General features: G+C 62.5%; 19 protein-coding genes. 14 read left to right on the top strand and 5 right to left on the bottom strand.

Annotated features, from left to right (window positions below; translation table 11 throughout):
• Nucleotides 1-20: 20 nt before the first annotated feature.
• The 3 genes from EH240_RS15100 (at nucleotide 21) to EH240_RS15090 (ending at nucleotide 2,977) form a co-directional block, all read left to right on the top strand.
• Nucleotides 21-1,670 (top strand): ABC transporter substrate-binding protein, encoded by a 1,650-nt coding sequence (locus EH240_RS15100; protein WP_124999472.1) that lies wholly within the window; start codon nucleotides 21-23, stop codon nucleotides 1,668-1,670.
• Between the two features lie 244 nt (nucleotides 1,671-1,914).
• Nucleotides 1,915-2,361, top strand: a complete 447-nt coding sequence (locus EH240_RS15095; RefSeq protein ID WP_124999470.1) for a DUF3828 domain-containing protein — start codon at nucleotides 1,915-1,917, stop codon at nucleotides 2,359-2,361.
• Between the two features lie 4 nt (nucleotides 2,362-2,365).
• A complete protein-coding gene (locus EH240_RS15090; RefSeq protein ID WP_124999468.1) occupies nucleotides 2,366-2,977 on the top strand; it encodes a YqhG/Tai3 family protein in 612 nt (203 codons plus the stop codon).
• A gap of 11 nt (nucleotides 2,978-2,988) precedes the next feature.
• Here EH240_RS15090 and queF read toward each other — a convergent pair whose 3' ends face one another.
• On the bottom strand, nucleotides 2,989-3,450 hold the full coding sequence (gene queF / locus EH240_RS15085; protein ID WP_124999466.1) for a preQ(1) synthase: 462 nt from the start codon (nucleotides 3,448-3,450) through the stop codon (nucleotides 2,989-2,991).
• Nucleotides 3,451-3,913: 463 nt separating this feature from the next.
• Entirely contained in the window at nucleotides 3,914-4,321 is a 408-nt protein-coding gene (locus tag EH240_RS15080; protein WP_124999464.1) for a hypothetical protein, read from the bottom strand.
• Between the two features lie 148 nt (nucleotides 4,322-4,469).
• Between EH240_RS15080 and EH240_RS15075 the strand changes: the two genes are divergently transcribed.
• The 3 genes from EH240_RS15075 to EH240_RS15065 all read left to right on the top strand — a co-directional run bounded on the left by EH240_RS15075 (nucleotide 4,470) and on the right by EH240_RS15065 (nucleotide 5,690).
• A complete protein-coding gene (locus tag EH240_RS15075) occupies nucleotides 4,470-4,901 on the top strand; it encodes a MarR family winged helix-turn-helix transcriptional regulator (RefSeq protein WP_124999462.1) in 432 nt (143 codons plus the stop codon).
• Nucleotides 4,902-4,970: 69 nt separating this feature from the next.
• Nucleotides 4,971-5,213: a type II toxin-antitoxin system Phd/YefM family antitoxin gene (locus tag EH240_RS15070; RefSeq protein ID WP_124999460.1), complete on the top strand. Its 243-nt coding sequence runs from the start codon at nucleotides 4,971-4,973 to the stop codon at nucleotides 5,211-5,213.
• A 12-nt stretch (nucleotides 5,214-5,225) separates the two neighbouring features.
• Entirely contained in the window at nucleotides 5,226-5,690 is a 465-nt protein-coding gene (locus EH240_RS15065; RefSeq protein WP_124999458.1) for a type II toxin-antitoxin system VapC family toxin, read from the top strand.
• Nucleotides 5,691-5,801: 111 nt separating this feature from the next.
• On the opposite strand, the gene EH240_RS15060 is transcribed toward EH240_RS15065, so the two are convergent.
• Nucleotides 5,802-7,871: a putative bifunctional diguanylate cyclase/phosphodiesterase gene (locus EH240_RS15060; RefSeq protein ID WP_124999456.1), complete on the bottom strand. Its 2,070-nt coding sequence runs from the start codon at nucleotides 7,869-7,871 to the stop codon at nucleotides 5,802-5,804.
• Nucleotides 7,872-7,999: 128 nt separating this feature from the next.
• Between EH240_RS15060 and EH240_RS37945 the strand changes: the two genes are divergently transcribed.
• Genes EH240_RS37945 through tdh form a run of 3 tightly spaced genes read left to right on the top strand, consistent with a single transcriptional unit; the run spans nucleotide 8,000 to nucleotide 10,437 of the window.
• On the top strand, nucleotides 8,000-8,140 hold the full coding sequence (locus EH240_RS37945) for a hypothetical protein (RefSeq protein WP_167484028.1): 141 nt from the start codon (nucleotides 8,000-8,002) through the stop codon (nucleotides 8,138-8,140).
• A gap of 18 nt (nucleotides 8,141-8,158) precedes the next feature.
• Entirely contained in the window at nucleotides 8,159-9,346 is a 1,188-nt protein-coding gene (locus EH240_RS15055) for a glycine C-acetyltransferase (RefSeq protein WP_124999454.1), read from the top strand.
• Nucleotides 9,347-9,402: 56 nt separating this feature from the next.
• A complete protein-coding gene (gene tdh, locus EH240_RS15050) occupies nucleotides 9,403-10,437 on the top strand; it encodes an L-threonine 3-dehydrogenase (RefSeq protein WP_124999452.1) in 1,035 nt (344 codons plus the stop codon).
• On the opposite strand, the gene EH240_RS15045 is transcribed toward tdh, so the two are convergent.
• Together EH240_RS15045 and EH240_RS15040 are read right to left on the bottom strand one after the other, a co-directional pair.
• Nucleotides 10,438-10,944 (bottom strand): DUF2380 domain-containing protein, encoded by a 507-nt coding sequence (locus EH240_RS15045; protein ID WP_124999450.1) that lies wholly within the window; start codon nucleotides 10,942-10,944, stop codon nucleotides 10,438-10,440.
• Between the two features lie 112 nt (nucleotides 10,945-11,056).
• Complete coding sequence (locus EH240_RS15040; RefSeq protein WP_167484027.1) at nucleotides 11,057-11,539, bottom strand: MarR family winged helix-turn-helix transcriptional regulator; 483 nt, start codon at nucleotides 11,537-11,539, stop codon at nucleotides 11,057-11,059.
• Between the two features lie 159 nt (nucleotides 11,540-11,698).
• On the opposite strand from EH240_RS15040, the gene hmgA reads away from it, so the two are divergent.
• From hmgA to EH240_RS15015, 5 genes are all read left to right on the top strand, one after another.
• Nucleotides 11,699-13,012 carry a homogentisate 1,2-dioxygenase gene (hmgA, locus tag EH240_RS15035; RefSeq protein WP_124999446.1) on the top strand — a complete coding sequence of 438 codons (1,314 nt, stop codon included), beginning with the start codon at nucleotides 11,699-11,701 and terminating at the stop codon, nucleotides 13,010-13,012.
• A 104-nt stretch (nucleotides 13,013-13,116) separates the two neighbouring features.
• The gene (locus EH240_RS15030) at nucleotides 13,117-14,130 is read left to right on the top strand and encodes a fumarylacetoacetate hydrolase family protein (RefSeq protein ID WP_124999444.1); all 1,014 of its coding nucleotides are present in this window, start codon (nucleotides 13,117-13,119) and stop codon (nucleotides 14,128-14,130) included.
• 16 nt (nucleotides 14,131-14,146) lie between these two features.
• Entirely contained in the window at nucleotides 14,147-14,683 is a 537-nt protein-coding gene (locus EH240_RS15025; RefSeq protein WP_124999442.1) for a DinB family protein, read from the top strand.
• Nucleotides 14,684-14,758: 75 nt separating this feature from the next.
• A complete protein-coding gene (locus EH240_RS15020) occupies nucleotides 14,759-15,004 on the top strand; it encodes a BrnT family toxin (RefSeq protein ID WP_124999440.1) in 246 nt (81 codons plus the stop codon).
• Nucleotides 15,001-15,324 carry a BrnA antitoxin family protein gene (locus EH240_RS15015; protein WP_124999438.1) on the top strand — a complete coding sequence of 108 codons (324 nt, stop codon included), beginning with the start codon at nucleotides 15,001-15,003 and terminating at the stop codon, nucleotides 15,322-15,324. The genes EH240_RS15020 and EH240_RS15015 overlap by 4 nt, the downstream gene beginning before the upstream one ends.
• Nucleotides 15,325-15,448 lie beyond the last annotated feature (124 nt).

The raw sequence follows: 15,448 nt of genomic DNA, 5'->3' as shown, positions 1-15,448 counted from the left end.
AGGCCAATGGGAGAAGAAAAATGACAATCTTCAAAAGCAACGGTGATCGAGTTCCCACCGCCATCGAGGCGATGGCGGAAGAAGCGCGCGCGGGCCGCATGGACCGGCGCGAATTCCTGGCGCTGGCAAGCGCTTTCGGCGCATCGACGGCTTTCGCCTATGGCATGATCGGCCTCGCCGCGCCGACCAAAGCCCTGGCCGACGAGCCGAAGAAGGGCGGAACGCTGCATGTCTCGATGTCGGTGAAGGCGCAGAAGGACCCGCGCACCTATGACTGGGTGGAGATGGCAAACATCACCCGCACCTGGCTGGAGCCGCTTGTCCGCTACACCAAGCAGTTCACCTTCGAGCCGGTGCTGCTCGAAAGCTGGGATGTCAACGACGACGCCACCGAATACACGCTGCATCTGCGCAAGGGCGTGACCTGGAACAATGGCGATGCCTTCAACGCCGACGACGTCGTCTTCAATCTGACGCGCTGGTGCGAGAAGGGCGCCTCGGGCAATTCGATGGCCGCGCGCGTCGGCGCGCTGATCGACGCCAAGACAGGCAAGGCCAGGGACGGCGCCATCACCAAGGTCGACGACAACACCGTCAAGCTGAAGCTCAACGAACCCGACATCTCGCTCATCCCGAACTTCACCGACTATCCGGCGCTCGTCGTCCACCGCAATTTCGACGCCGATGGCGCCGATCCCATCAAGAAGCCGATCGGGACCGGACCGTTCGAGCTGGTGTCTTATGCAGTCGGCCAGAAAGCGGTGGTCAAGCGCCGCGAGAACGGCAAGTGGTGGGGCGGCGAAGCGCCGCTCGACGGCGTCGAATTCATCGACTACGGCACCGATTTCAACGCCACGGTGAACGCCTTCGATTCCGGCGAGATCGACATCAATTTCGAGACGCCGTCCGACTTCATCGACATCCTCGACAAGATGGACCTGGTGAAATCGGAGGTCGCGACCGCCACCACGCTTGTTGCCCGCACCAACATCACCCACAAGCCCTATGACGACCAGCGCGTGCGCAACGCGCTGCAGATGGCGGTCGACAACAACCAGGTGCTGCAGCTCGGCTATAGCGGCCTCGGCACGGTTGGCGAGAACCACCATGTCAGCCCGATCCATCCCGAATATTATCCGCTGCCCAAGAAGACGCGGGACGCGGCCGGCGCCAAGAAACTGATGGCCGATGCCGGACAGGCCGACTTCGAGCACGAGCTGATCACCGTCGAGGACGAATGGCAGAAGAACACCGGCGACGCGATCGCCGGCCAGTTGCGCGACGCCGGCATCAAGGTGAAGCGCACAGTGCTGCCCGGCTCTACCTTCTGGAACGACTGGACGAAATATCCCTATTCCATGACCATCTGGTACATGCGCCCGCTCGGCGTGCAGGTGCTGGCGCTGGGCTATCGCACCGGCGAGGCCTGGAATGAGACGGCCTACTCCAACCCGGATTTCGACGCCAAGCTCAAGCAGGCGCTGTCGCTGGTCGACGTCGACAAGCGCAAGCAGGTGATGAAGGACGTCGAGCAGATCCTGCAGGACTCCGGCGTCATCATCCAGCCGTTCTGGCAGAAGCTCTACAGCCACACCAGCAAGAAGGTGAAGAACTACGGCGTTCACCAGACCTTCGAGATGGACCTCTACAACGTCTGGCTGGAAACTTAAGACGCGCAGCGCCAGGACTTCATGCGCCTCGAAAAAGCCGATATGCATGCAGGACGCGTGGTGGTGATCCGCCACCACGCCGCCGAACATCCGGAGATCCTGCATGACACCGACAGAGCATTTTGCAGCTAAGTGGGAAGCCAAGTGGGATCAGTTGGCGTCGCAGAAATGCGATCAAAACAATGAACCAGAGCGGGATGCCCGCTTAACCAAACTGCATCCCGCTCTGGTGCTGGCCGCTGCCATGTCGATTGCCTTGCCCGCCGCGGCACTTGCCGGGCCGGCTTCCAACGCCGTGAAGTTCTTCTATGTCCCTGAAGTGAAGTTCGAGGCGGACGCGAAATACCGCGACCGCTTCACCGAGCCGGTCACCAAGCTCTTCGAGGCCAACGACAAGGCGCGGAAGGAAAAGCCCGACGAGGTATCCTGCATCGACTTCGACCCTGGCCTCGACGCCCAGGATTTCGACCAGAAGACCGTGTCCAAGACGCTGAAGCTCACTGAGGCCGTCAACGGCGACACCGCCGAGGTGACGGCGAGCTTCAATCTTTTCCCGGAAGGCGATGATTCCAAGCGCGAAATGGTGTGGTCGCTGAAGAAATTGGACGGCAAGTGGAAGATCGCGGATATCACCTCCAAGACTAGCGACTGGACGCTGAGCTCGCTGGAATGCGGCTCCTCGGCGGAGTGATCTCGTGCATCGCCGTCTCGTCGTTGCGCTGTCGATACTGTCGATGCTAGCCGCGGGGCTGAACGACGGCGCCTCGGCGCAAGGCCTGTTCGGCTCGCCGCCAAAAGCCTCTTCCGGCGACAACGCGCCGGCGGACGACAAGTCGCCGCCTGCGGTCGACACCTCGCCGCCAGCCACAATGCCGGCGCCGGAAAGCAAGCCGGCCGAACCGGCGCCTGCCGCACCCGTCCTGCCTGGTTCGCCGACGGCGGTGGTGAAGCCCTTCTACGAGCATCTCGGGCTGGAATTGGACCCGGCCCAGCGCAAGAATTTCATCGACCCGGCGAAGAGCGTGCTCGACAAGAGCGACGCGCTGAGGGCCTCGGGGCAGGGCGAATGCCTCGACCCCAACATGGCGCTCGACAATGCCGACTACGACAAGCTCGCCATCGACAAGAGCCTGCGCATCATCGAGGCGGTCCATGGCGACGAGGCCAAGGTAGTCGTTGCCTTTGTCGTCGAAGGCCACCAGCACCGGCTCGAATGGAAGCTGAAGAAGGTCGGCGGCGACTGGAAGGTCTCCGACCTTCTGTCGGTGACCGGCGAATGGGCGCTCAGCCAATACCAGTGCGAATGATGCTGGTCCGCTCAGCCTCTTCCGCGATAGGGCGCTACGCCGGTGTCGGGCAGCCAGGCGTCCTTCGGCGGCGCGCCGGTCTGCCAAAAGACGTCGATCGGGATGCCGCCGCGCGGGAACCAGTAGCCGCCGACGCGCAGCCAGAGCGGCTTGGTCGCCTCCACGATGCGGCGGCCGATCATGACCGTGCATTCTTCATGGAAGGCGCCGTGATTGCGGAACGAGGTCATGAACAGCTTCAGCGACTTCGATTCCACCAGCCTCTTGTCGGGCGCGTAGTCGATGACGATGTGGGCGAAGTCGGGCTGGCCGGTGACCGGGCAGAGCGAGGTGAATTCCGGGCAGGTGAAGCGCACGATCGCCGGCGGGCCGTCGCCGCGCTGGAAAGGTACGGTCTCCAGGACTGCCTGTTCGGGGCTCTGTGGCGTCTCGACGTGCTTGCCGAGCTGGGTGAGGTTCTTTGCATCAGTCATGGCAGGCTCCTTGCTCCCAGCCGCTGCAAGTGCAAGTTCCATGGCGGCGGGCGCGAAACGAAGGTTGAAAGAAGTGCGTTGCATTCCTTCAGGTGCAGCGTGTTTGGCCGCTCATTAGCATTGGACGAGAGAGTCCGCAGCGGTTTTTGGGTGTATCCGATGCGTGAAATGGAAGCGGGAGCAGCTCCCGCACAATTTGAAATGGCAGGAAGACGACCGGCAACGAGCCGCTTCTCCAACCCTACCAGCTCAAGCACCTGACGCTGAAGAACCGGGTGATGTCGACCAGCCATGAGCCGGGCCTATTCGGAGGACGGCATGCCGAAGAAGCGCTACCGGCTCTACCATGCCGAGGAGGCCAAGGGGTGGCGCGCAACCGGCCTCCGCAAGGAGAGCCACCTGCCGCTTCGGTCGGTTGCGCGCCGCGCATGGCGCCGGTCTGGTGCCGGCGCCGTGCGATATCTCAAAACATCCTGGCGGTGGCCATGCAGAGCACGGTGATGACCAGCAGCCCGCCGGCGATGCGTTCGCCTCTGGTCATTTTCGCGCGCAATACGGTTTGCGTCGCCGCGTCGGCGCCGGCCAGTTGCCTGCTGGAAGAGGCCACAAGGGCGCCCTGCACGCCGGCAGCGATCAATGCCGTCGCAATGCCCAGCGCGAGCACCATCTCCATCGAGCCGAAAGCACCCTCATGGAAGAAATACCAGAGCAGTAGACCGGTCAGAAACACCACGCCGGAGGCGCCGAGTTGCGGCCGGATGAAGCGCTCCGCCTTGATTTCCGGATCGCGGGCAACCGCGATGGTCGTGCCGGCCCAGAAGACGCCGGCCATGACGTGCAGGCCGATCACGACGATGTAGACATACTGCATGACCACACTCCTCTCTGCTCGCCCGCCGCGCCGCGCGTCGCAACCATAACGCGACGCCATCAATAAGACAAAGTTAGATATCTAACGGTTAGATGTCAATGCATGAAGCCGAGTTTCACCATCGCATTGCTTGTTCTACTGTCGACCCATGACACCGTTTGACCGCCCGCCCATCGGCATGAATCTCGCCCGCACCGCCAAGGTGGTGGCGCAAGCCTTCGACGCTGCCCTGGTGGAGGCCGGTGGCACGCTGCCTGTCTGGGTGACCTTGCTGTCCGTTAAGTCGAAGGAGCTGGCCAACCAGCGCGAGCTTGCCGGCATGATCGGCATTCAGGGCGCGACGCTGACGCATCACCTCAACGCCATGGAGAGGCAAGGGTTGCTGACGCGCCGCCGCGATCCGGAAAACCGCAGGGTCCATCAGGTGGCGCTGACGGAGGCCGGCGAAGCGCTGTTCGAAAGGTTGCGCAAGGCCGCGATCGCCTTCGACAAGCGGCTTCGGACCGGAATTACCGACGAGAGGCTGGCGGAATTCGCGCAGATGCTAGCCGCGCTGCGAGCGAATGTGGGTAGCATCTAACTGGTCGTATTGTTCCCGCAGCGTTGCAATGCTATATATGACCATAATGGTCATATTCGGAGGTCGGTTATGCGAGAGATTCAGTTGAAGGATGCCAAGGCAACGCTCTCGGCAGTGGTCGATCAGGCTGTTGCGGGAGAACCTGCTGTCATCACACGGCACGGTCGCAAGCAAGCTGTTATCCTGTCTTTCAAGGACTATGAGCGGCTGTCGCGGGTGCCTAGTTTCGGGCGATTGCTGGCAGCGTTTCCCGGCACCAAATCTGACATTCTGCCTCGTTCCCGCAAGCCCGCCCGCGAGGTTGATCTATAACGCAGGCGTCTGATGTTCCTGCTGGACACCAACATCATTTCGGCGATGGCACCCTCCAAAACGGTTGGGCGGGCAGCGTTGGCGGATTGGCTCGATCAAGCCAGCGACCATTTGTTCCTCTCCGTGATTACGGCGTCCGAAATCACCTCGGGAATAGCGAAGGCCGAGCGCGAAGGGGCTACGAAAAAAACGGCTCTACTTCGCGAATGGTGGCAGGCAGTCGAATATCTTTATAACGAAAGGATACTTCCTTTCGATCTGCGCACGGCGCATGCAGCCGGAACTATCTTGGATCGGGCCAGGGCGCACCAGCCAGGGTTCGAAGACATAGCGATCGCCGCGATGGCGGAAGTTCATGGTTTAACGATATTGACGGATAACGAGCGTCATTTCGCCCCTCTCGGGGTGCCAATGCTCAATCCTCTAAAGACCTTGCCATCTTTGCCGGCAGTGGAAGGAGCGCCTCACCTGGCATAACCCGGGATCGCGCCAAAAGCGTAGAGACCCAGGCCGTGTCGAGTACGGGGCGCACTAAAAGTATACGAGCATCGGAAGCGCAGGCCGGCATCACCTGAATATCAATGCGCCCTACGCCAGGCTGCCCTGCAGCACCTTCAGCTTCGCCTTTTTCGGGCTGCGCGCGATCAGCCATTCCCGCGCCTTGTCCTGCGGCATCGGGAAGGCGATCGAATAGCCCTGCACCTGGTCGCAGCCGATCGCCATCAGCGAGTCGAGCTCGGCCTCGGTCTCCGCGCCCTCGGCGACGATCGAGATGCCGAGACCGCGGGCAAGCTCGGTGATGGCGCGCACGATCTTGGAGTTGTCGCCGTTCTCGTTGATGTTCTGGACGAAGCGGCGGTCGATCTTCAGCCGGTCGATCTCGTTCGGGTTGACGTGGCGCAGCGAAGCATAGCCGGTGCCGAAATCGTCAAGCTCGAGATGCACGCCCGCGGCGCGGATGTGCCTGAGCTTGGCGGCGATGCCGGTCTTCTCGTCGTCGAGGATGACGGATTCGACGATTTCCAGCGACAGCTTCTGCGGCGCGAGCCCGGCCCGCTCCAGTGCTCCGAACAGGAACTTGTCGAAATCCGGCTCGCGCAGCTCGGTGCCCGAGACATTGACGGCGAGGCGCCCAAAATCGATGCCGGCGCGGTCCCATTCGGCGGCTTCGTTGATAGCCTTGGTGATGACGATGCGGCCGATCTCCGGCATGAAGCCGCATTTCTCCGCCACTGGGATGAACTCGCCGGGCGAGATCATGCCGCGGGCGGCATGCTTCCAGCGCACCAGCGCCTCGATGCCGCTGATCTTGCCGCTGGTGAGCGACACCTGCGGCTGGAAATAGACGTCGAAGGTCTTTTCGGCGATCGCGGTGCGGATGTCCTGCTCGAGCTGCTTGCGGTAGTCGAGCTCGCGCCGAAGCTCCTCGGAGAAGAAGGAGAAGCTGCCGCCGCCGAGCTTCTTGGCCGAATAGAGCGCGAGATCGGCATGGACGAGCAGGTCCTGCGCACTGTCGGCGTCGACCGGATAGACGGCGATGCCGGCGCTGGCGCCAGGCATGATGGTCGCGCCCTGGAAGGTGATAGGCTCGTTGATCTCGTCCAGGATGCGCTTGGCCAGCGCATGGATGTCCTCGGTGGTGCCTGCGCCGTTGAGGATCATGACGAACTCGTCGCCGCCGAGCCGGGCGCAAAGATCCGATGCGCGGCAGGAATCGCGCATGCGCTGTGCAGTGACGACAAGCACATAGTCGCCCGCGGCGTGGCCCAGCGTGTCGTTGATCTGCTTGAAGCGGTCGAGGTCGAGCTGGATCGCCGCCAGCCGCTCGCGGCGGCGATGCGCCGCCTTGATCAGCGTCTCGAAATGATCGGTGAGGAAGGTGCGGTTGTGCAGGCCGGTCAAGCCGTCATGCACGGCGATGAAGGCCATCGAGTTGCGTGCGTCGACCAGCTCATGCGTCTTGCGCAGGATGGCGTTGGACATCGGCCGGAAGATGAACAGCGCCACCAGCACGATGATGCCGATGGTGGCGAAGAACAGCGTGCGGTGCATATCGAGCAACTCGCCCGACCGTTCATCGGCGAAGGCGCTGATGCGCTGGCCGAGCGCGGCATAGCCGGACAAAGTCGCATTGGCGACGGAGGCGTCGAGACCGGCGCGCTCGGTGCCACCCTTGTAGCCGTCGCTTTGCATGCCGAGCTGGGATCCGAAGGAGGAGGCCAGCCGCTCGCCGTTGGCCACAAGGCCGACCGAGAAATAGTCGAGATGGAACGGCTTGCTGAACAGCACGTATTCGATCGACTTCGGATCGTTGCGCGCCGGCGACAACGGGTCTGCGCCCGTCTGCTTGAGCAGCCGGTCGTAGTTGGTCTCGAACTCGGCCGTCGCCTGCTTGAGCGCCGTGACCAGCGCGGGCTGCTTGTCGCGCGAGGCCGCACCGGTGGCGCCCGCCAGGAAGACGATGCGCTGCGACAGCGCCTTCTGCATGGAGACGATGTCGAGCAGCGCATCATTGTGCTGCTGCTGCGCCATCAACTGCTGCAGCAGGATGAAGGATGCCATCACCATGGCGGCGATGATCAGCAAGGCCAGCCAGTAGCCACTCTTGATCAGCAGGATCAGCTTGCGCGAAACGCTATGCACTGGCTGCTGCGACATAACTGGGTGACCCCTCCGGTCGACGGATTCCTGCCGTGGATTCGGCGAGAAAACCCTTGGCGTGAAAGGGTTAACAGGTCGGCAAGCAGGCCTGGCGCTCATCCCGGCGGCGTGACAAAGCTGACAAGATGGTTATCGCGTCCTTTCAGGCGTTGTCGGCATTTGAGCTCATCGTCGTCCCGCTGTGGCCGGAAAGCTTTCACAGCGCCACCGAAGCGGTCGTTTTTGCGATGGATTTTTCGCATCAGCGGCGCGACAGTCCGCCTTGAACCGAACAGGGCCAGACCATGATCGCAGCGTTTCTCTCGCACATCGACAACGAGCTTCAGGGGCTGAAATCGGCCGGGCTCTACAAGTCCGAGCGGGTGATTACCTCGATGCAGTCTGCCGAGATCGAGGTGGGCGGCGACAAGGTGCTGAATTTCTGCGCCAACAACTATCTCGGCCTCGCCGACAGCCCCGAGTTGTGTGAGGCCGCCAAGCAGGCGCTCGACCGCTACGGCTACGGCATGGCGTCCGTGCGCTTCATCTGCGGCACGCAGGAGGAGCACAAGGCGCTGGAAGCCACCATCTCGTCCTTCCTGGGCATGGACGACACCATCCTCTACGGCTCCTGCTTCGACGCCAATGGCGGCCTGTTCGAGACGCTGCTCGGCGAGGAGGACGCGGTCATCTCGGACGCGCTGAACCACGCCTCGATCATCGACGGGGTCAGGCTCTCCAAGGCAAAGCGCTTCCGCTACGCCAACAACGACATGGCCGATCTGGAAGCCCGGCTGAAGGAAGCGAAGGACTGTCGCTTCCGGCTGATCGCCACCGATGGCGTGTTCTCGATGGACGGCATCATCGCCAACCTGCGAGGGGTGTGCGATCTCGCCGAGAAATACGACGCGATGGTGATGGTCGACGACAGCCATGCGGTCGGCATCGTAGGTGCGAACGGCCGTGGTTCGGCCGAGCATTGTGGCGTCGAGGGCAGGGTGGACATCATCACCGGCACGCTCGGCAAGGCGCTGGGCGGCGCGTCCGGCGGCTACACCTCGGGCAAGAAACAAGTGGTCGACTGGCTGCGCCAGCGCTCGCGCCCCTATCTCTTCTCCAACACGTTGATGCCGGCGATCGCCGGCGCCTCGCTGAAAGTGTTCGAGCTGATCTGCAATGGTGGCGCCTTGCGCGAGCGCCTGTATGCCAATGCGGAACGCTTCCGGTCTCAAATGGGCAAGCTCGGCTTCACGCTTGCCGGTGCCGACCACCCGATCATCCCGGTGATGCTGGGCGACGCCACCCTTGCGCAGGAAATGGCACGGCGCATGCTGAAGCGCGGCATCTATGTCATCGGCTTTTCCTTCCCGGTGGTGCCGAAGGGCCAGGCGCGCATCCGCACGCAGATGTCGGCCGCGCACTCCAGCGCCGACATCGACCGCGCGGTGGAGGCGTTTGGCGAAGTTGGGCGCGAACTCGGCGTTATTCGATAATTGCAGATGCCTCTACTCTACAAGAACGCAAGCCTCCACAGCGCTAGGAGATCCTGATGTCCAACATGATGAAGGCGCTGGTTAAGGCCAAGGCCGAGCCGGGCATCTGGATGGAGGAGGTGCCGGTGCCGGAGATCGGCCCCAACGACGTGTTGATCAAGGTCAGGAAGACCGCCATCTGCGGCACGGACGTCCACATCTACAATTGGGACCAGTGGGCGCAGAAGACGGTGCCGGTGCCGATGGTGACGGGCCACGAATTCGTCGGCACCGTCGCCGATTTCGGCGCCGCGGTCACCGAATACAAAGTCGGCCAGCGGGTCTCCGGCGAGGGCCACATCGTCTGCGGACACTGCCGCAACTGCCGCGCCGGGCGAGGCCATCTTTGCCGCAACACGCTCGGCGTCGGCGTCAACCGTCCAGGCGCCTTCGGCGAATACCTGGCGATCCCGCAGCATAATGTCGTGCCGATCCCCGACGACGTGCCGGACGAGATCGCCGCCATTTTCGATCCATTAGGCAATGCCGTTCACACCGCCTTGTCCTTCGATCTCGTCGGCGAGGACGTGCTGGTCACCGGCGCCGGGCCGATCGGCATCATGGGCGCGCTGGTGGCGCAATGCGTCGGCGCGCGGAAAGTCGTCATCACCGATATCAATCCAGTCCGGCTGGAGCTGGCGCGCAAGCTCGGCGTCCAGCATGTCGTCGACGCCTCGAAGGAGAAGCTGTGCGACGTGATGCCTTCGATCGGCATGACCGAGGGTTTTGACGTCGGGCTAGAGATGTCGGGCGCAGCACCCGCCTTCCGCGACATGATCGACACCATGAACAATGGCGGCAAGATCGCCATTCTGGGCATCGCGCCGACCGGCTTCGAGATCGACTGGAACAAGGTCATCTTCAAGATGCTGCACCTGAAGGGCATCTACGGCCGCGAGATGTTCGAGACCTGGTACAAGATGATCGCGCTCGTGCAGGGCCCGCTCGATGTTTCGGGCCTGATCACCCACCGCATCGGCATCGACGATTTCCAGATTGGTTTCGATGCGATGCGGAGCGGCAGTTCCGGCAAGGTGATGATGGATTGGTAGTCAGCGCAGAATTCTGTTTGTCATCAGCCATTTCGCCGAGCGGGGCCAAGCGTAGTTCGCACCCATGCGAAGATCGGAAAAGCCTTGCGAAACAGGTTTTCCGGTCTCGGCGTCGAGGATGCGAATGAACATGGTATGCTCTGTTCGGTTGACGCGCGTTACGACGCCAAGCAGGGCAAGAGACGCGCCGTGTTGCCTCGCAATCTTACCTTCGCAGCCCCCGCAGTTGCGCAGTCCATGCGGCGCAGCCGACTGCACATTCCCGGCTGGCTCATCAATTACCGCAAAACGACCGGATTGGGAGAGCATGTCCTTCGCGACTTGTGCCGACTCGGACAGATAGCGCCTGTCGTGCTCATCCGGAGGAATTATCCCCGCCCCGGCGCTCTTGTCTTCCAATTCGAAAGGGAACACCTCGATTGACGTCGGCTTTACCTGCTGGGCGTTTGCGGACACGCAGGTGACTGCAAGCAGCGTCGTCAGGAGAGTCAATGTGCGAATGCGCATGATAGTCCTCCCGTCGATGTAGTCCTCCCGCCGACGCGGCAATAACTATAGACCGGTCGACCACCAAAATCACGACCGAGGAAATTCCGAGCTTAGACTGGGCACGGAGCCATCACACAACCCCAATCGTTCGGAGCGACTGGCCTTGACCCTTGCTTGAAGCCAGACTGGCCTCGAGTGCGGCCAATACTTCCGCGATCGCCGCCCGCTCCGCCGCGCCAAGCTTCGCCAGCAACCCGCTCTCGAAAGCCTTCGCCAACGGCACCATCTCGCGATAGGCGGCTAGCCCTGCCTTGGTCAGCGTCAGATGCTCGACCCGGCGGTCGTTTTCGTCGGGCGTGCGAGTCAGCCAGCGCCGGCGCTCCAGCTCGGCCACAGCGCGCGACACCTTGGTCTTGTGCATGGCCGACTGCTCGCCGAGCTCGGTGGCGGTCATCGTGCCGCGCTGGCCCAATCCGGAAAGCGTGCGCCATTCCGGTCGCGTCAGGCCGTGACGCTCCTTGTAGATTTTCGAGAACTCGCGGCTGACGGCATCGGCGAGACGGTAGAGCCGGTACGGCAAGAAGTTTTCGAGCTCCAGGACTTCCGGTTCCATGGTTTTCGCCCCGGCCATCAGCGGTTGATAGTTACATTTTCAATGGTTACAAATGAAACCAGTTTGGTCAATTCCCAAAGCGCCGCGTGTTCTCGTGGGCGCGCAGTGGACGCTTCGGGACGAAAAGAGCGCCGCTCGTCTTGGCGCCAGGAGGAAACGATGGCCTTTTCCTACATGCCGGGTTTCGGCAACGACTTCGAGACCGAGACGCTGCCCGGCTCGCTGCCGCAGGGGCGCAACTCGCCGCAGCGGCCGGCCTACGGCCTCTATGCCGAGCAGCTTTCGGGCTCGCCCTTCACCGCGCCGCGCGGCACCAATGAGCGCTCCTGGCTCTACCGCATCCGCCCGAGCGTCAGGCATACCGGGCGCTTCAAGGCGGTGAGCTATCCCACGTGGAAGACGGCGCCGAACCTCGGCGACCATGAGCTGGCGCTCGGTCAGTATCGCTGGAGCCCGGTGCCGATGCCCAGCGAGCCGACCGATTTCATCTCCGGCATGCGCACCATGACCACGGCCGGCGACGCGCTCGGCCAGTCCGGCATGGCGGCGCATGTCTATGTCGCCAACCGCTCGATGGTGGACGACCACTTCTTCAATGCCGACGGCGAGCTGATGATCGTGCCGCAGGTCGGCGCGTTGCGCTTCGTCACCGAGATGGGCGTGATCGAGCTGAGGCCCGGCGAGATCGCCGTGCTGCCGCGCGGCCTTGTGTTCAAGGTCGAGCTCGCCGACAAGGAAGCGCGCGGCTATGTCTGCGAGAACTATGGCGCCAAGTTCACCATGCCGGATCGCGGCCCGATCGGCGCCAACTGCCTGGCCAACCCGCGCGACTTCAAGACGCCCTGTGCCTGGTTCGAGGACAAGGAAACGCCGTGCCGGCTGATCGTCAAATGGTGCGGCACTTTCCATGCCACCGAACTCGGCCATTCGCCGCTCGACGTGGTCGCCTGGCACGGCAATTACGCGCCCTACAAGTATGATCTGGCTACGTTTTCGCCGGTCGGCGCAATCCTGTTCGACCATCCCGATCCGTCGATCTTCACGGTGCTGACGGCGCCGAGCGGCGAGGAGGGCACGGCCAATGTCGACTTCGTCATCTTCCCGCCGCGCTGGCTGGTGGCGGAGAACACGTTCCGTCCGCCCTGGTACCACCGCAACATCATGAGTGAGTTCATGGGCCTGATCCACGGCCAGTACGACGCCAAGGAGGAAGGCTTTGTTCCGGGCGGCATCAGCCTGCACAACCAGATGCTGGCGCATGGACCGGACGCTTCCGGCTTCGAGAAGGCGACGCGCGCCGATCTGAAGCCGGTCAAGCTCGACAACACCATGGCCTTCATGTTCGAGACGCGCTTTCCGCAGATGCTGACGCGCTACGCCGCCGAACTCGACACTTTGCAGGAGAACTACATCGACTGCTGGGCCGACCTGAAGAAGCGTTTTAACGGCACGCCGGAAGGCGACTGGTCCTGATTGCCCGTTTACGGTCAGGAAAACCGAGCGGGTGACTTGACGTTCGCCTGCCGGGGCCTTGTTGTGGACCAGCGGCACAAGACCGCGTGAGGAGAGGAAACCGCATGAAGCTTGCCACATTGAAGAACGGGACGCGCGACGGAAAGCTGGTCGTGGTTTCGCGCGATCTGACGCGGTTCACCGACGCCTCCTTCCTGGTGCCGACGCTGCAGGCGGCGCTCGACGACTGGCGGCGGATCGCGCCGCATCTCGCAACAATAGCGGAATCGCTGGAGACCAACGCCGTGCCTTCGGCGCGCTTTCATGAACACGACGCCCATTCGCCTTTGCCGCGCGCCTATCAATGGGCGGACGGCTCGGCCTATGTGAACCATGTCGAGCTGGTGCGGAAGGCGCGCGGCGCCGAGATGCCGGCAAGCTTCTGGACCGATCCGCTGATCTACCAGGGCGGCTCGGATTCCTTCATTCCGCCGCGCGAACCGATCCGTATGGCGGACGAAGCCTTCGGCATCGACATGGAGGCCGAGGTTGCCGTCATCGTCGACGACGTGCCGATGGGCGCCGGGCTGGACAAGGCGAGAGAGGCGATCCGCCTCGTCATGCTAGTCAACGACGTGACGTTGCGCGCCATCACCGGGCCGGAACTAGCGAAAGGCTTCGGCTTCTTCCAGTCGAAGCCGTCTTCCGCCTTCTCGCCGGTCGCGGTGACGCCCGACGAGTTGGGTGAGGCCTGGGACGGCGGCAAGGTCAACCTCGCGCTGCTGGTCGACCTCAACGGCAAGCCGTTCGGCCGCGCCGATGCCGGCATCGACATGACCTTCGATTTCCCGGCGTTGATCGTGCATGCCGCCAAGACCAGGCCGCTTGCAGCCGGCACCATCATCGGCTCGGGCACCGTCTCCAACAAGCTGGGCGGCGGACCAGGCAAGCCGGTGGCGGCCGGCGGCGCCGGCTATTCCTGCATCGCCGAGCTGCGCATGATCGAGACCATCGAGGCCGGCGAGCCGAAGACGCCCTTCCTGCATTTCGGCGATACGGTGCGCATTGAGATGAAGGACAAGACCGGCCATTCGATCTTCGGCGCCATCGAGCAGAAGGTCGAGAAATACGAGGGGTGAGGGAAGAGCCCGAACGGTGACCCTGCTCGAGCATCTGCGCCGCATGGCGCGCAACAGTCTTTGGTCGAACGATCGGCTCTATCGTGCTGTGCTGGCACTTCAGCCCGGCGAGTTCGAGGCCGAGCGAACCAGCTTCTTTCCCTCGATCAGGGAAACGCTCAACCACATTCTCGCGGTCGACCATCTCTATCTCGATTTCCTGACGGAGGGGGGCGTCGGCGCCGCCGCCTACGACGACTTCGTGCCGTTCGACGATGCGGCAAGCCTGGCAGCGGCGCAGGCCGACTTTGACCGCAAGCTGATCGCCTTCTGCGATAGCCTGACAGACGCCGATCTCAACCGCCGCGTCATCACCGACCGGCGCGGGGACGGCCTAATCCCGGAAAGGATCGGCGATCTCCTCGCCCACGTCTTCCTGCACGACATCCATCACCGAGGCCAGGTGCACGCGATGCTCTCCGGCACTTCCGCTCCGCCGCCGCAGTTGGATGAGTTTTTGCTCGACTACGACAGCAAGCTGAGGAAGGACGAGGTCGAGCGGCTGGGGCTGTGAATGAGCGAGAATGCCTCAGGAATTATCGTAGTTACGAAAATTATTGACTTAATTATTGTAGGTACATAAATTCCGATGAAGATCGTTTGGGAAGAGATCAAGCGGCAGGCGAACGTCTCGAAACACGGAACGGACTTTGTAGATCTCGAAATGGATTTCTTCTATGTCGCCACCATCTTGCCGGCGCGTGGCAAGCGCTTCATGGCGATCGGCAACATTGGCGGCGTTGCGGTTAGGGTGGTCTTCTCCCGCCTCGGAAACGAGGCCATTTCCATTATTTCCATGCGGCGTGCTAGCGGGAAAGAAAGGAATATCCGATGACAGCGAAGAAACTCAACATCACCAAGCCCGATAAGGAGTTCACGCCAGGCAAGGGCTTCACCAGAGCGGACTGGGATGCTGTCGACAGCCCGGAGGCCACCGATGAGCAGATTGCCCAAGCCCGACCCTTCACCGAGGTCTTCCCTGACCTTGCCGAGAGCATCCGCCGCTCGCGCGGCCGCCCGGCGCTCGAAAATCCGAAGCAGCAGGTGACGCTGCGTCTCGATAGTGACGTGATCGCTCGCTTCCGCGCCGGCGGACCCGGCTGGCAGAGCCGCATCAACGACGTTCTGCGCAAGGCCGCCGGCCTCCAAAAATAGCTCGATCGCATGGCTGTCAGGCCAACGCGACCTCGTATCGGGCAAAATGCGGATCTGATGTCAGGATAGTCAGGCCGACCGTCATTTCACGTACTCGTCCCATTCAGGGCCGAGTTCATCAAAG

This window comes from Mesorhizobium tamadayense, from assembly GCF_003863365.1.
In the GTDB taxonomy this organism is placed as follows: domain Bacteria; phylum Pseudomonadota; class Alphaproteobacteria; order Rhizobiales; family Rhizobiaceae; genus Mesorhizobium; species Mesorhizobium tamadayense.
The sequence above is the reverse complement of the archived record's forward strand: the minus strand, read 5'-3'. Positions and strand labels throughout refer to the sequence as shown.

Coding starts and splice junctions, on each gene's coding strand:
- EH240_RS15020 (WP_124999440.1), top strand. CDS start 14,759: ATGAAGATCGTTTGGGAAGAGATCAAGCGGCAGGCGAACGTCTCGAAA.
- EH240_RS15080 (WP_124999464.1), bottom strand. CDS start 4,321: ATGCAGTATGTCTACATCGTCGTGATCGGCCTGCACGTCATGGCCGGC.
- EH240_RS15095 (WP_124999470.1), top strand. CDS start 1,915: ATGTCGATTGCCTTGCCCGCCGCGGCACTTGCCGGGCCGGCTTCCAAC.
- EH240_RS15100 (WP_124999472.1), top strand. CDS start 21: ATGACAATCTTCAAAAGCAACGGTGATCGAGTTCCCACCGCCATCGAG.
- EH240_RS15055 (WP_124999454.1), top strand. CDS start 8,159: ATGATCGCAGCGTTTCTCTCGCACATCGACAACGAGCTTCAGGGGCTG.
- EH240_RS15075 (WP_124999462.1), top strand. CDS start 4,470: ATGACACCGTTTGACCGCCCGCCCATCGGCATGAATCTCGCCCGCACC.
- tdh (WP_124999452.1), top strand. CDS start 9,403: ATGTCCAACATGATGAAGGCGCTGGTTAAGGCCAAGGCCGAGCCGGGC.
- EH240_RS15045 (WP_124999450.1), bottom strand. CDS start 10,944: ATGCGCATTCGCACATTGACTCTCCTGACGACGCTGCTTGCAGTCACC.
- EH240_RS15070 (WP_124999460.1), top strand. CDS start 4,971: ATGCGAGAGATTCAGTTGAAGGATGCCAAGGCAACGCTCTCGGCAGTG.
- queF (WP_124999466.1), bottom strand. CDS start 3,450: ATGACTGATGCAAAGAACCTCACCCAGCTCGGCAAGCACGTCGAGACG.
- EH240_RS15060 (WP_124999456.1), bottom strand. CDS start 7,871: ATGTCGCAGCAGCCAGTGCATAGCGTTTCGCGCAAGCTGATCCTGCTG.
- EH240_RS37945 (WP_167484028.1), top strand. CDS start 8,000: ATGGTTATCGCGTCCTTTCAGGCGTTGTCGGCATTTGAGCTCATCGTC.
- EH240_RS15030 (WP_124999444.1), top strand. CDS start 13,117: ATGAAGCTTGCCACATTGAAGAACGGGACGCGCGACGGAAAGCTGGTC.
- EH240_RS15015 (WP_124999438.1), top strand. CDS start 15,001: ATGACAGCGAAGAAACTCAACATCACCAAGCCCGATAAGGAGTTCACG.
- hmgA (WP_124999446.1), top strand. CDS start 11,699: ATGGCCTTTTCCTACATGCCGGGTTTCGGCAACGACTTCGAGACCGAG.
- EH240_RS15065 (WP_124999458.1), top strand. CDS start 5,226: ATGTTCCTGCTGGACACCAACATCATTTCGGCGATGGCACCCTCCAAA.
- EH240_RS15040 (WP_167484027.1), bottom strand. CDS start 11,539: ATGGAACCGGAAGTCCTGGAGCTCGAAAACTTCTTGCCGTACCGGCTC.